The organism is Halomonas sp. LC1, from assembly GCF_030247125.1.
GTDB lineage: Bacteria > Pseudomonadota > Gammaproteobacteria > Pseudomonadales > Halomonadaceae > Vreelandella.
Window position 1 is genome coordinate 95994 of sequence record NZ_JASSPG010000007.1, and the last position, 14879, is coordinate 110872.

Consider the following 14879-nt stretch of genomic DNA (forward strand, 5'->3'; position numbering starts at 1 on the left):
TCGCTCACTCCTGCATCATCCGTTTCCACATCGCATAGGCGGCACGCATACCCGTTTCATCCGATACATGACCACGCGGCCCCGCCTCGCCCGGCACTTCCTTCTCGATGCCTCGATTGACCAGAATCGGCAGTTCAGCACCGCCATCAACCCCCCGCTGGATTCGCTCCCAGACCTCGGCATCGTCGGGAGAACCAAAGCCCATGGGGCCCTGAAAGTGTTCATGCAAGCGCAGGCGTACGCGATTGGCGATGTCGGGACCTCCCTCCATACCAAGGGCAATATGGCGAATATCAGTTTTATCGACAGCAACGGGCGTCAACACCCGGAAGAAGGCCATTGAGCACGCCACGTTGGGGAACAAATTAAGATTGAACCCGGAGCCACCTACCGCTCGCACAATGCGGCGGACTTGATCTTCCGGGTAGCCTTCGTCGCGCAGCGCCTGTGCCAGCTCTTCAAACCGCTCTGGAATTTTGCGATCAAGATCCTCCTCTAGATCAACGAGTTCGGGAATCATGACCATGACGGAGTGACCGTTACCCAGGTCTTCAACGAAGCCTTCGCCATCAAGGAAGGTGAATGTCTTTTCAGCTTCCTCATCAAGGGATTGCAGAAAGGACTTATGCACGATCGGAAAGTGATAGGCGTCAGTGGTGTTCTCTAGCTGAACTTTCCAGTTCATTGGCACCGAAAACTGATGTTCGCCAAGGGTTTTTACGGGGTATCCACCACCCTGTTTCATAAACAGATCGATCCACTTCTTGGCAGCACCAAGGAAGTCTTCCAGTGGCTCAATGTCATCGTTGAAAGTGGCGAAAACCATGCCCTGATAGCTTTCAACGCGTAGCTTGAGCATCCCATGCTGTGACTTATCGAAATCATCGCCATACTGTTCGGGATTCGGCAAAGCACGCAGACTGCCATCGAGCCCATAGCCCCAACCGTGATAAGGGCATTGGAAAGATGAGGTCTTGCCCTTGTGAACCTCGCACACCGTCGCTGCCCTGTGGCGGCAGCGATTAACCATTACATGGATATTGTCTTTACGGTCACGTACCACGATGACCGGTTCACGACCTACTTTGGACAGCTTAAAAGACCCCTTATCGGGGATCTCGCTTGCATGCGCTACCCACACCCAGGTCTTGTGGAAAATCTTCTCCTGCTCTTGCTCAAACAGCTCTGAGCTGGTGTACATCGGGGTCGCAATCTTATCGTTATGGACCAGTTGATCTGGTTCGAGCGCGATGTTTTTGACGTCGATTAATTGGTTCATTCTGTTCTCCTCATGCCTAGCCAGCTAATGCTGTCTTTATTCAGGTACCACCAACTCACGGCCGATACGTGCTTCGACACGAGCGTATTTCCAGAGCTTATAGGTGCCATCACCTACCGGGATGGTGCGGAAGAAGTTGCAGGCAGCGACAACAGATTCGTAATCAGGAACATCGGCCATGATGTAGGCGGTCCAGGGGGCAGTGGCAGAAGGGCCTACCATAATGCGGTCGTCATCCATGATCCCCAGGATAGTGACGCCGGGGAGTTCATCGATGCCTTGCATCATCTGGCTGAAGGCTTGCCAAACTTGCTTGCCTTCCTCGGCCGTAGCATCCATGAAGTTTTGGTTGATACCGATGCAGAAAAGTACGCGATGCATAGTGTTAATCTCCGTTGGTTAAACTACGTAGGGCGGTTATAGGTAACCCGGTAAAGGATCGTGGCCGAAGAATATGGCGCCAGCGTTCTTCCAGGTGATCTCGCCCATAAAGGCATGTTGGGTGCACAACTGCGAATCACGCAGGATTCGCGACAGAGGGTGGCCGTTGTCGGCCCCAGTCATGCCGCTTATTTGATATACGCTGCGAATAGACTCGGCGCACTCGTGGGTCAAATGGGTGGTGGAGAGGCGCAGCAGGTTGACCTGCTCACGGCTTGGCTCGCCCCCGGCCTGAATGCTTGCCCAGGCGGCGTCGGTACTCTCATAGAAGAAGGCGCGGGCAGCGCGAACTTTGGCCTCGGCCTTACCGAGGGCAATCTGGGCATACTCACGCTCGCCCAGGTTGGGGGCGCCGGTGACTGATTTACGCCCATCGGCCATGGCGCGGACGATATCCAGTGCCTCCCGGGCCAAGCCCAGGGTAGTCACTGCCAGCACCTGAGCGGCGAAGGAGAGCGATGGGTAGCGGAAGAAGGGGGTATCGACGTTGGGCTTGCCGCCGCGCACGAAGGTCCAAGCCTCTGGAACATAGGCTTCCTCGACCACGAGGTCGTGGCTGCCAGTAGCCACCATGCCCAACATATCCCAGGTCGGGTCGACCTTCACCTGGTCGCAGGGCAGCACTGCCATGCGCGGCAAAGCACCCTCTTCGGCGGGAAGGATGCCCACCCCACATAGCGATGCCCCCATACAACCGCTGGCAAATTTCCATCGCCCTTTGATACGGAAACCGTTATCAACCCGCTCAGCGGGTTGGGGCGGAAAAATCCCTCCAGCGAAGACGATGTCGGGGGAATCCCCCCACACTTCCTTTAGGGTCTCCTCGGGTAACGCTGCCAAGTAGGCGGGGTTCATGCCAAAACTCGCTACCCAGCCAGAGGAGCCATCCGCCGCCGAGATCGCTTCGACCATTTTCAGGAAGTCGGCGGGCGACTTCTCATCACCGCCGTAGATGGCGGGCACCATGGCCCGATAAATACCGATCGCCTTGAACTCATCAATGATATCCATGGGGATATGGCGCAGTTCCTCAAACTCTTTGCGTCGGGATCGAATTGACTCGAGCAATGCGTCAAAACGCTCCTCGCCTCCCCACTGTGATTTATCAATGTGCTGTTGCATGCTTCGCTCCTGTTTGTTGTTCCTCTCCCGCCGACTTAACCTGACCTATGAGTTGCGAAGCCATCCGGCAGACGCCTGCGTCATCGCCATGACGTCCGATCAATTGCACGGAGACAGGCAATGTTTGCTGAGACTCAAGAGGAATCGATAAGGCGGGATGACCTGAAAGATTGAAGGGCCGCGCAAGGGACGATATTTTCAAATCCTGGTGGCCCGAGAGCGCATCCTGAACAGTCATGGGAAAATGCGGCAACGTCGGCAGCACCAGGACATCATGGTTCTCTAGCAGTGCATCTACTTCGCTGGTAAAGGCACGACGGACCCGCTCCGACTCCTTTATCTCAGCATCGGTTGTCACGGCAGCGGCCTTCAAACGTTGTTCGACATCTGCGCCTACCTTGCCTGTGGCAAGCAATGCCTCGCAGGCACGGAAAGTTTCGCGATTGATAATTACCATGGCAGCCTCAAACGCCTCTGCCATAAGCGGCAAGGCAACATCCCCACGCGCCATTCCAGACCGACTGAGCTGGCCTTCAATACTTGCCCAAATGGCTGAATCGGCATTTACGCCGATGCACCCCATAACAGGCCTAGGAGTGTCCTTTGGCAACTGAAAACCGGGGTCAATCGCCGCCATGAACGCCATCAGCTTCTGAAAATCGCAAGCTAAGGGGCCTACACAGTCAAGACTACTTTCTGCAGGCATAACGCCGCGGCGACTCAAGCGCCCGAAGGTGGGCTTAAGGCCGTAGACACCACAGCAGGCAGCAGGGACGCGAATAGAGCCACCTGTGTCTGTACCAATACCAATATCGGCAAGACCAGCGGCCACCGCGGCGGCCGACCCACTGGAAGAACCGCCAGGGATAAGGTTGGGGTAGCGCGGATTCTCTGGCGTGCCAGCCCAGGCATTAATACCCGTCATACCGAATGCCAGCTCATGCAGATTAGCCTTTCCCACGATGTGGTAGCCCGCTTTGAGCGTCCGCTCGACGACCTCTGCATGAGCCGCGGCAGGCGGTGCATCAGCAAGGGCAGCTGACCCTGCGCAGGTGGGGAAGCCGGCGATATCGATCGTATCTTTGACGACCACTTTGCACGGCCCCTGCCCCAGGCTTAACCTCGATGTCAATATAGTCACCTCAGCCACCCCGCTAGATTTATCACATGAAGTTTCAAGTAAATAGGCATGAATTTTATAACCATTCATCTAATCCGGTGAACGCTAAAGGACGAACAGTACGATTTGAGGAAGCACTAACAGCAAGGCAATGCACAGCAGATAAGGGGGTATGAAGTAACCCACTCCACGGAATGTCTCACCCATTCGTAACTCTGCATCCAGGCTCTTTACAATGAAAGCGTTCACTCCGACCGGCGGTGTAATCGCTCCCATACTAGTAACGATACAGACCACCACGCCAAACCAAATTGGGTCGTAACCCAAGGCAAGCGCTACGGGAAAGAAAATCGGAATTGAGATAATTAAAAATCCCATCGCATCCATTAGCGCTCCGCCGATCACATAGATCAGCAGAATACAGGCCATTACCATTATGGCTGGCAAGGGCAGTGCCGCCGCCCACTCGCCCACCATGTAAGGCAGTCTTGTGATGGTAAGAAAGCGCCCGAAAATGACCGCTCCAGCAACCAACATCAATATCATGGCCGACGACTTGAGTGCATTAGCGATGGCCTCATTTAAGACGGCCCAGGAGAGCTTGCCTTGTATCAAGGTAATGACCATTGCACCAATGCAGCCCACCGCAGCAGCCTCTGTCGAGGTGAACCAGCCCGCAAACAACCCACCTAGCACCAGTGTAAAGAGGGCACCAATTTCGATAACGCCTTTCAGCGAACGCCACCTTGTAGACCAGCTCGAACGCACACCTGCGGGCCCCATATCTGGGCGACGCCGACAGAGTAGCCCAATCGTAGCGATGAACAGCACAACCAGAATAAGCCCAGGGACAATACTGGCTAAAAACAGGTCGCGAATGGCCAGCTCGGCTTGCAGCGCAATAACAATCAGCACAGAGCTTGGTGGGATGATGACCCCCAGAGTCCCCCCCGCTGCAACGCTGCCGGCACTGAGCGCACGGTTATAGCCAAATTTCTTCATTTCGGGGAGCGCAATAGTGCCGACAGTGGCTGCTGTGGCGGTGTTCGAGCCGCTCACCGCTGCAAAACCTGCGCTGCTAAGGATCGTCGTTGTGGCCATGGAGCCACGAAAATGGCCTATCCAGGCATAGGCAGCTGCAAATATCTTTTCCGTTATCCCCGAGCGAAACAGCAATTCCCCCATAAAAATAAATAGGGGTATAACACTAAGGGAGTAACCCGATAACTGTTCCCAGATGCCTGAGCTAATCACGTTATACGCGGCAATAGGGCTCGTCATGTAAAGCATGCCAAAAAAGCCCACCATAAACATAGCGAAGCTAATCGGCATTTTTAATAAAATAAGAAGAAACAAACAGAGCACGCCTAACAAAGCTACCAGCGTCATACTCATTGTGTGACCACCTTTTTTAAACTACTCAAAAAGTCTGCTAAAAGAACCAAGCAAAAAGCTGAAAACCCTAATGCCACTAAGTAAACAACGGGATAAAACGCAATACGCAGTGTTTGCGATAAGGAGCCCCTTTGCATAGCGCTAAAGCCATACTCCCAGAGCTTCCAAGCCACCATTGAGAAGAATAAAAAACTTGCGCCTGAGACCAGGACGTAGAGAACACTTTGCAAACGGACAGGGAAATGTTCGACCAGCAAGTCCAGCTCAATATGGGCTTTGGTGACTTGGGAGTAAGCGAGCGACAGCGCCACGACTACCGCTGTTAGCCAGCCGACCATTTCGGTGGCACCACCAAATGAAGAGCTAACTTGGCGCATTATGATGTTACCGACCACCAGAAACACCATCATCAGTAATGCCGAGCCGGCTACATAGAGTAAGAGACGGCTAATTACCCAATTAAATTTATTCATGGTAACTACCTAGGTCTATCAACATGGCGCTTACTGGGCGCAAAGATATGCGCCCAGACAAAAGCATAGGCACTATTGGTTTTGTTCGATCAGCTCAATAAACCGGTCACGCAACTCAAAAGCAGGAAGCCCTTGAGCAGCCACCTCTTCTAACCGTTGCTCATTGATCGGCTCCAGCAAGGACGACCAGCGCTCAGCCTCCTCCTCGGACAAGGCGAGCTGCTCAAGATCATGATTCTCAGCAGCCCAAGCCAAGGATTCCTGGATGTGTTCATCTAGGTACTTACCTGCATAAGAGGCCATTTCGGCACCCAATGCATCAATCTCCTGCTGAACATTTTCGGGCAAGGAGTCCCATCGCTGCTGATTCATCACCGCAACGAAGACAACGTTGGTCAAAGGATAGTCAGTGATATAGCTCACATTGCGGGCATACTGCAGATCCATCAGCGTCTCACGGGAACCTACATAGCCACTAACGATACCAGCCTGCAGGGCTTCTCCCGTTTCCGACTGGGTGAGACCCACCGGCACGCCACCAAGGGCTTGAACAACGGCTGTACTGTCGCCTGGTACCCTGATCTCTTGGCCCTCAAGATCCTCCAGTGAAGCCACTGCTGCTTGAGTATGTAAGTAGCCTGGCTCTGAGGTGAACGCGGTAATGACTTTAAACTCTTCCAAGCCCAGCGTCTCTGCGGGGAACTCTTTGATCAGTTCGTACACTGCCTGACTGGCTGTCTGCGAATTCACTTCGATGCCTGTTAGATTTCCGACCAAATTGAGTAACGGAAAACGTCCCGGCTCGTATGAGGTGGCAGAGAGACCTATATCGGCAACACCGTTTAAGACGCCATCGAACATGTTGGCCGCCGTCAGCAACGTTCCACCTGGGAAAGTGTTGACGTTTACCTGGCCATCGGTTCTTGCGTTAAGCTCTTTCACCCATTGCTCCATCTGCACGGCGGGGAAGGTTTGGGAAGGCGCAAAGAAGGCATAGCTGAGGTTGATGTTATCCGCTAACGCACTGGTGCTGAGCAACACCCCAGCGCATACGCCGCTTAGGCGTGTCAAACGGCGAGAGGTTTCGTGCCACAGCTGTTTTTGGCTGGTCATTGGTCATTAGCCCTATTTATTTTTGTGTTGAATGTCATATAAGCCTAGTAGAAACATTCAACATCACATGAAAAGTAAAGTAAATACCCACGCACGGATCTATTTTTTTCCTGCAAAAAACTTGCCGTTTGATATTAAAATATATTTTTATCAAATAGATAAACATATATTTTAAAAATAATTAGTATTTTTCTGAACTATCAAATGCCTCTATCGGTATTACTAAGCACCGATACTGTGCACACTAAAGAGCATCTGCTCGTTTTTAATTCGACATGCTCAAGCGAAAGCCTCAACCACCACTTCTCATTGAGCCCCTCGATAGTTCCTCGAAAACGCTGTTTAAACTGAATCAGAAGACACGCAAAAAGCCCAAGCAAAAGCTTGGGCAATGGAAAAACGGGAAATGGCGAAGCGCTTATTCAAGCGACTCATAGGGCAGGCCAACATAGTTTTCCGCAATGGTAGTTAGCCCTGCCTCGGAGCTAGTGACGTAATCCAATTCTGCCAGTTGCATGCGGCTATTAAAGTCTTCCCCATCGGAAAAATTATGCAGCATGGAGGTCATCCACCAGGAAAACCGCTCCGCCTTCCAGATGCGTTTCAGGCACGTTTGCGAGTAACGTTCGATCAGGTCGGTGCGGCCTTCTTGGTAAACCTTCACCATTAATCGATAGAGGGTATTCACATCGCTAGCGGCTAGGTTAAGTCCCTTGGCACCGGTGGGTGGCACGATATGGGCGGCATCACCCACCAAGAACAGTCGCCCGTGTTGCATCGGCTCAACGACATAGCTGCGCAGAGGCGCGATACTTTTCTCAATTGATGGCCCCGTTACCAGCTTTTGGGCCACCTCTTCGGGCAAGCGACGTTTAAGCTCTTCCCAAAATCGCTCATCAGACCAGTTTTCTACCTTTTCATCTGACGGTACCTGGAGATAGTAGCGGCTGCGAGTGGCGGAACGCATGCTGCAGAGGCTAAAGCCACGCTCGTGCCGGGCGTAGATCAGCTCATCGGAGACCGGCGGAGTATCCGAAAGCACACCAAGCCAGCCAAACGGATACACCTTTTCAAACTCTTTGATGCGGTCTTGAGGAATCGCTTGGCGGGATACACCGTGGTAGCCGTCACAACCGGCAATATAATCACAATCAAGCCTGACCGTTTCGCCATTGTGTTCAAAGGTCAGGTAGGGATGATCACTTTCAAGATCATGAGGTTGAACGTTTTCTGCTTCGTAGAGCGTCGTGGCTCCAGCTGCTTCACGGGCCTGCATCAAATCCCGTGTCACCTCTGTTTGGCCGTACACCATTACCTTGCTTCCACCGGTCAACTCATCCAGCGCAATACGCACACGACGATTATCAAAGGCAAGTTCGAAGCCATCGTGGGGCAAGCCCTCTTGCTTCATGCGCTGATCAACACCCGCTTCGCTCAGTAGATCGACCATGCCTTGTTCTAGCACGCCCGCACGAATACGGCTCAAGACGTACTCACCACTACGCCGCTCCACAATCACGTTATCAATACCTTTGCGATGCAGTAGTTGGCCCAACAATAAGCCAGAAGGCCCTGCACCAATAATGGCGACCTGCGTTTTCATAGGAATGCCTCATCCTTGTCATTATCTAAAACAGATAACTTGTATTTTTCAATGAAACACACCGCATAATAAGGCATGATTTAGGTCAATTATTGGACATTTAGCGCTTAATTACCCAACCTTAGTCGTAGAGGAGAAAAAACAAATGACCCCCTCATCGGCAACGTCTGTTCCGGTATTCAAACTCTATGGTGAAACGCAGCACTGGCCTACGCCGGATTTGCTTCACTGCGAATCTATTCCCGAACGCAGCCGCCTACATGACTGGCGTATTCGCCCCCATCGCCATGCCGACTTAGTGCACATTTTATTGATTAGTCAGGGCAGCGTGACATTGGAGTTGGAAGGCACTCGTCATGACCTACAGAGTGCTACCACGATTATTGTGCCCGCTATGGCAATTCATGGTTTCCATTTTTCACCCGATGTACAAGGGCACATCATTACGTTGGCCAAGCCGCTGGCAGACCATCTGCATACCCTGCTGGGTGAGAGCAGCGCCCTTAGAAAGGCGGACTTCTTTCGCCTATCGCACGCTCATGAGCAAACGCGCATTACAACGCTTGTGGCGCAGATTGACCGGGAATATCGTCAACCCGCCCCTGGACGCAGCATGCTTCTTGAAGCGCTTATCCAAGCACTCGTCGTTGAGCTTTCGCGACTTGGTCACTATGCCGGTAGCCTTAAAAAGCGCTATACCCCTCGCCAAAATGACAAGGGGCAGCAACACATAGAACACTTTCAAGCGCTGATTGAGGCACGCTATCGTGAGCAACCCAGTATTGAGTGGCTCGCCGGGCAGGTAGGAATTAGTAGCGCACACTTGAACATGCTTTGCCGCGAACTTGCCGGACGCAGTGCCCTGCAAATGCTTCACGAACGCTTGCTGCTTGAAGCCAAGCGTCAGCTCACCTACACCAACATGACCATTGGACAAGTCTCTGACAACTTAGGCTTCTCCGAGCCCGCCTACTTCACGCGCTTTTTTAAGCGCAATACAGCGCTTTCTCCTCGCGAGTTTCGACTGCGCCAAACGGCGGTTAACACCATTGCTAAATAGGATAATGCCGCGGCCCGAGCTGCATCGTCATCCAGCGCAGCTCGGTGAATTCTTCGATGCCTGCTTTACCACCAAAGCGTCCGTAACCACTGGATTTGACGCCACCGAACGGCATCTGTGGCTCATCATGCACCGTGGGTGCATTGATATGGCAGATTCCCGTTTGTAAGCGCCCTGCCACTTTCATAGCTCGTGCACTATCGCGGCTAAACACCGCTGATGAGAGGCCATACTCGCTATCGTTAGCGATGCGAATTGCTTCTTCCTCACCCTCCACGCGAATCACCGCCACGATCGGGCCAAACGACTCTTCGCTATAGAGCCGCATGTCGCTGGTCACGCCATCGATGACCGTGGCCTGCATCACGACCCCTTCTGCTTTACCGCCAGCAGCGAGATGGGCGCCCTTATCCACGGCATCCTCAATGAGGCTATTTAGTTTTTCTCCTGACGCCGCGTTGATTAACGTGCCCAGCGCATGACTCTTATCACGCGGGTCACCCGCCTTTAGCGCCTTGGCTCGAGCGGCAAACTTATCAACGAACGCATCCGCAATGCGCTGATCGACAATCACACGCTCGGTGGACATGCAGATCTGGCCTTGGTTGAAGAATGCGCCAAAGATGGCTGCATCCACCGCTGCGTCAATATCCGCGTCATCCAACACCAGAAACGGTGCTTTACCGCCCAGTTCAAGCAACACAGGCTTCAACTGCTTAGCGGCTTGCTCGGCAATGATTTTTCCCACGCCTGTAGAGCCGGTAAAGTTAATCCGCCGTACCGCCGGGTGGGCAATCAAGGCACTCACCACATCCGCAGCGTTATCCGGTGCATTGGTAATCACGTTGACAATACCGCCGCCAAACCCTGCTTCTTGAAGCACTTCACCAATAAGATGGTGAGTCGCGGGGCACTGCTCAGAAGCTTTCAGAATAACGGTGTTGCCACAGGCCAAAGGGGTGGCGATGGCTCGCGTACCTAGAATAATGGGCGCATTCCAGGGGGCGATGCCCACGACCACACCACAAGGTACACGCACTCCCATGGCCATACTGTCGGGTACGTTCGAGGGAATAATATCGCCATGAATTTGCGTAGTGAGCGCCGCTGCCTCACGCAGCACATCTGCCGCCACTTTGACGTTAAACCCCGCCCATCCAGGCGTAGCACCAGTCTCATCGATCATTCGGTCAATAAAGTCGCCCTGATGCGCTTCCATCAGCTCAGCTGCTTTTAGCAATTTGGCGCGCCGTTCACCTGGGCCTGTTTGCGACCATGCATCAAACGCCCGGCCAGCCGCGTCGGCAGCCGCATTTGCATCACCCACACTTGCCGCCGCCGCCGTAGTGACAACATCGCCACTCAGCGGATTCGCTCGAGTAAAAGTGGCTCCGTGCTCAGCTGCTTTTGATTCACCTGCGGACAATAGCTGAAGAGTGACCATGGCATTAACTCCTTGTAATAAAACAGCCTAAAGCAGAAACAGCGTGCTCAAAATTGGGAAGGCGATAAGCAGTGCCAAGCGTATTAAGTCAGAAACGACAAAGGGCGCGACCCCTTTAAAAATCTCACCTAGCCCGACGTGGGGCGCCATGGCTTTAATCACGAACACGTTCATCCCCACTGGCGGCGTCATTAGTCCCAGCTCAACGGTCAGCACGGTAAGAATACCGAACCATACCGGGTCGATCCCCATCGCTTGAATGATCGGGTACACCACCGGAACGGTGATCACCAGCATCGCGATAGAGTCCATAAACATGCCTAGCACAAAGTAGAGCGCCAGTATGCATAGCACGACGACGATGGGCGTGAGATCCATACCGTATAGCACGTCCGTAATGGAGAACGAGATACGCGATACCGAAATGAAGTAACCCAGTGTCTCTGCCCCTACCAGCATGAAGAACACCACGGCAGACAGCGCCAATGTCTCTTGGACGCTGGCCCATAACTGCGCACTGCGCATACCTTTGACAAGGGCATAAATCAGCGTGGCAAATGCACCCACGCTGGCCCCTTCTGTAGGCGTAAAGGCCCCAAAGTAGATGCCTAAAATCATCACCAGAAACACGCCAAAGAAAGGCACCAAGCCGGTCAGTGACCGCAGCTTTTCTTTCCAAGGCGTAGGCTCACCAGCCACCGCCAACGAGGGGCGCAAATACATCACCACCGTGACGGTGAGTGAGTACATCACCAAGCCCAGCAGGCCGGGGATTAAACCAGCCATAAACATATCGCCTACGGACTGCTCGGTGAGAATCGCATAGATCAGCAGGGCGATACTGGGTGGAATCATGATGCCTAGGGTGCCACCCGCAGCCAAAGCTCCGGTGGCCAAGCCACGGTTATAGCCGTAGCGCTCCATTTCAGGAAGTGCCACCCGCGTCATGGTGCTGGCTGTGGCTAGCGAAGAGCCAGAAATAGCAGAAAAAATGCCGCATGAACCCACTGCAGCAATGGCAAGGCCGCCTTTCCAGCCTCCACAAATGATACGGGTCGAATCAAATAACTTGCCTGCCATTCCCGAGTGAGCCGCTAGTACGCCCATTAAAATAAACATGGGCACGGCGCTGAAGCTGTAGTTGGAGAGTACTTCGACGGGCACTGTTTTTAACTGAGCCACTGCCGCATCCCAACTAATAATCTGAGCAAACCCCACGACTCCCACAATCAGCATGGTAAGAGCCACCGGCACGCGCAGGATCATTAATACCAATAAGAGCCCTAAGCCAATGGCACCAATCGCTTCACTCCCCATGGGTGGCCTCCTCGCCTTGAGCATAAATAATGCCTAATAAGGCATGGATAAAGCTGCGTAATCCAAGGAGTAAGCTGAGCACAGCAGCCAGTTGGAAAATAGGTCCCATGGGAAGGCGCAAGTCTTGGGTGACCTCCCCATGCCGAGTTGCCGCCGCCGCCGAATCCAGCAGCCCCACGAACAACACCAGCCCCAGCGCCATGAAACCAAGCAAGAACACGCCCTGCAGGCGATTTTTTATGGATTGCGGCAAACGGTGAGAAAACGCTTCCACGACGACTTGGCTCTTTTCGACATTTGCGGCCATCGCCGCCAATAGCGCAAACAACATCAAGTAGCTGACCAGTTCGACGCTACCGGAAACACTCAGCGCAATCGCACCGTCCGTTATCCTGGAAAGGTAGCGAGTGCTGACATCGGCAATCGTCACCGCCAGGAGACCCGTGAGGGCAACCCCAGCAACTAAGCGACAAATAAGGGCCAGCCAATGGCTGGCCCGGTAGAGAGTAGACTGCATAAAACATTACCCCTATTGGGCGCTGCAAGACTCGCTGGCCGCCAACGCAGCCTGATAGACATCACGTGCCTGATCCAGGCCTCGTTCTTCCAACTGAGTCAGGTAGTTTTCAATGCCTGCTTGAAGCGGTTCCTGCCAGTCGGGATGCTCTAGCGGATTTTCGATTTCGCGAATGGTATGGCCAGCATCGGTAGCTTCTTGTTTACCTTCCACATCCAGTCGATCAAACACCGCCCCGGCGTTGTTAGCCCACTTCATACCCGAGTTATTATCAATGACCGCCTGCTGCTCTGGCGTGAGGTTGTCGTAGCTGCGCTGATTCATGGTGGCAACGAAAATCAACGTGTAAAAAGGTACTTCAGTGTGGTAGTTCACCAACTCATTAACACGGAAGCCTTTCAGGCCCTCCCACGGGAAGCTCAAACCATCGATCACGCCACGCTGCATGGAGGTATAGATATCCGGTGCAGGCATACCCACTGGGGTAGCTCCCATATTTTCAAGCATTTCGCCTGCAACCGCGGTTGGGCGACGAATACGCAGCCCTTCAAGGTCGGCAGGTGTTTGTATGTCAGTGTCGATGGTATGAATACCGCCCGGCCCAGTGGTAAACATGAACAGCGGTCGAGTATCTTCGTACTCGCTATCTAAATGGCCATCGTCGTAAAGCGTCTGCAGTACGCAGGCACCCTGGGTTGCTGTCGAGGCAATCCCTGGCAGCTCAACAATCTGTGATAACGGGAAACGGCCAGCGGTATAACCCTGCGCTGTGGCACCGATGTCAGCGATGCCATTAGCGGCGGCCTCATAAATGGAGTCTGGCTTGGCCAGGGTGCCGGATGGGAACATCTGCACCGTCAGTTCACCATTCGACTCTTCCGCAATTGTATCCGCCCATGCCTGCAGCACATCTTCGTTAACACCAGAAGCGCCTGGCCAAAAATGGGCCATTCGTAGTGTGGTTTCTGCTTGAGCAACACTAATGGAAAGTCCAGCAACGGCTGCAGCCAGTACACACCGAGCAAATGTCTTCTTCATGGGGACTCCAGGCTTATTTGGATTATTATAAGTTCGCAAAGCGAATAGTAGTTCGCCATAGAGCCTACATTAGTTCACTATTCTGCCTAGAGCTAATCGACCTTCGTCTATGGTTAAACGCCAGCAAAGGGGTATTTTTGCTTTTTAATGAGCACAATGCGTGCTGCTGAAAAAATATGACTCTTAAAAGATACAATGCCAGGTAAAAGTTGGACTTTTAGAAGATTACCTATCGACTAAGGTCGGGACAAAATAAAAAGCGTTGCTCATGAATAAGCAACGCTTTTTTGTAGGTAGAGGGTATTTAATTGCCGACAGGGTTAAAAATCAAAAAACACCGTCTCGCCTTCACCCTGCAGTCGAATATTCAAACGATAGCGCACCTGGCCATCCTGCTCTTCACGTTTGGCAATCAAGGTTTGCCGACGCGCCGGAGATTCGATGCGGGATAGCACCGGGCACTGGGCGTTCGCCTCAGCTTCATCATCAAAGTAGAGCCGTGTTTGTAGGTGGATGTTCACGCCCCGGGCAAACAGTGTGAGGTTGATGTGCGGCGCCATTAACTGACCGCTGGGATGTTTCACCGAACCGGGCTTGATGGTGGTCAGCGACCACTCGCTGCCATGATCGAAAGTGGTCGCGGTGCGGCCAAAGCTATTGAACGGCTTGGTCAGGTCGTAATCGGCTTGGTAGTGACCGTTCGCATCCGCTTGCCATGCCTCCAAGAAGGCATCGCGCACCAGGTCGCCGTTGCCGTCGATAACGGTACCTACCACCTGGATGTGTTCACCCTCTGCATCGGGCTTGGCCATCTCGCTCCAGATCTCTTCATCCCGCACGGGATTACCGGCAGCGGCGAGGGCAAGACCGATGTGCACGTAGGGGCCAGCGGTTTGCGAGGCGGTTTCACGCAGCATCAGGTCGCTGGTCGGCTGGCTGTTAGGCTGATTCATGAGA

Annotated in this window: 14 protein-coding genes; 1 reads left to right on the forward strand and 13 read right to left on the reverse strand. The window is 53.2% G+C overall.

Going from position 1 to position 14879, the window contains the following annotated elements; all coding sequences use genetic code 11:
* Positions 1 to 4: 4 nt before the first annotated feature.
* The 8 genes from QIT27_RS12475 to pobA all read right to left on the reverse strand — a co-directional run bounded on the left by QIT27_RS12475 (position 5) and on the right by pobA (position 8546).
* On the reverse strand, positions 5 to 1279 hold the full coding sequence (locus QIT27_RS12475; protein ID WP_285264028.1) for an aromatic ring-hydroxylating oxygenase subunit alpha: 1275 nt from the start codon (positions 1277 to 1279) through the stop codon (positions 5 to 7).
* Positions 1280 to 1315: 36 nt separating this feature from the next.
* A complete protein-coding gene (locus QIT27_RS12480; RefSeq protein WP_285264029.1) occupies positions 1316 to 1660 on the reverse strand; it encodes an IacB protein in 345 nt (114 codons plus the stop codon).
* Between the two features lie 36 nt (positions 1661 to 1696).
* A complete protein-coding gene (locus QIT27_RS12485) occupies positions 1697 to 2842 on the reverse strand; it encodes an acyl-CoA dehydrogenase family protein (RefSeq protein ID WP_285264030.1) in 1146 nt (381 codons plus the stop codon).
* Entirely contained in the window at positions 2826 to 4052 is a 1227-nt protein-coding gene (locus QIT27_RS12490) for an amidase (protein ID WP_285264031.1), read from the reverse strand. The genes QIT27_RS12485 and QIT27_RS12490 overlap by 17 nt, the downstream gene beginning before the upstream one ends.
* 15 nt (positions 4053 to 4067) lie before the next feature.
* The gene (locus QIT27_RS12495; RefSeq protein WP_285264032.1) at positions 4068 to 5357 is read right to left on the reverse strand and encodes a TRAP transporter large permease; all 1290 of its coding nucleotides are present in this window, start codon (positions 5355 to 5357) and stop codon (positions 4068 to 4070) included.
* Positions 5354 to 5830, reverse strand: coding sequence for a TRAP transporter small permease (locus tag QIT27_RS12500; protein WP_285264033.1), 477 nt, complete (start codon positions 5828 to 5830; stop codon positions 5354 to 5356). The genes QIT27_RS12495 and QIT27_RS12500 overlap by 4 nt, the downstream gene beginning before the upstream one ends.
* A gap of 72 nt (positions 5831 to 5902) precedes the next feature.
* Complete coding sequence (locus QIT27_RS12505) at positions 5903 to 6943, reverse strand: TRAP transporter substrate-binding protein (RefSeq protein WP_285264034.1); 1041 nt, start codon at positions 6941 to 6943, stop codon at positions 5903 to 5905.
* Between the two features lie 418 nt (positions 6944 to 7361).
* Entirely contained in the window at positions 7362 to 8546 is a 1185-nt protein-coding gene (gene pobA, locus QIT27_RS12510; RefSeq protein ID WP_285264035.1) for a 4-hydroxybenzoate 3-monooxygenase, read from the reverse strand.
* A 145-nt stretch (positions 8547 to 8691) separates the two neighbouring features.
* Here pobA and QIT27_RS12515 point away from each other — a divergent pair, with 145 nt between their 5' ends.
* On the forward strand, positions 8692 to 9606 hold the full coding sequence (locus tag QIT27_RS12515; protein ID WP_285264036.1) for a helix-turn-helix domain-containing protein: 915 nt from the start codon (positions 8692 to 8694) through the stop codon (positions 9604 to 9606).
* Here the strand turns inward: QIT27_RS12515 and QIT27_RS12520 are convergent.
* The 5 genes from QIT27_RS12520 to pcaG all read right to left on the reverse strand — a co-directional run bounded on the left by QIT27_RS12520 (position 9599) and on the right by pcaG (position 14875).
* Entirely contained in the window at positions 9599 to 11050 is a 1452-nt protein-coding gene (locus QIT27_RS12520; protein WP_285264037.1) for an aldehyde dehydrogenase, read from the reverse strand. The two genes, QIT27_RS12515 and QIT27_RS12520, sit on opposite strands and share 8 nt — an antisense overlap.
* A 27-nt stretch (positions 11051 to 11077) precedes the next feature.
* Entirely contained in the window at positions 11078 to 12367 is a 1290-nt protein-coding gene (locus QIT27_RS12525) for a TRAP transporter large permease (protein WP_285264038.1), read from the reverse strand.
* On the reverse strand, positions 12357 to 12884 hold the full coding sequence (locus QIT27_RS12530) for a TRAP transporter small permease (RefSeq protein ID WP_285264039.1): 528 nt from the start codon (positions 12882 to 12884) through the stop codon (positions 12357 to 12359). The genes QIT27_RS12525 and QIT27_RS12530 overlap by 11 nt, the downstream gene beginning before the upstream one ends.
* Positions 12885 to 12896: 12 nt before the next feature.
* A complete protein-coding gene (locus tag QIT27_RS12535; RefSeq protein WP_285264040.1) occupies positions 12897 to 13922 on the reverse strand; it encodes a TRAP transporter substrate-binding protein in 1026 nt (341 codons plus the stop codon).
* Positions 13923 to 14242: 320 nt separating this feature from the next.
* Positions 14243 to 14875, reverse strand: a complete 633-nt coding sequence (pcaG, locus tag QIT27_RS12540) for a protocatechuate 3,4-dioxygenase subunit alpha (protein WP_285264041.1) — start codon at positions 14873 to 14875, stop codon at positions 14243 to 14245.
* Between the last annotated feature and the right edge of the window lie 4 nt (positions 14876 to 14879).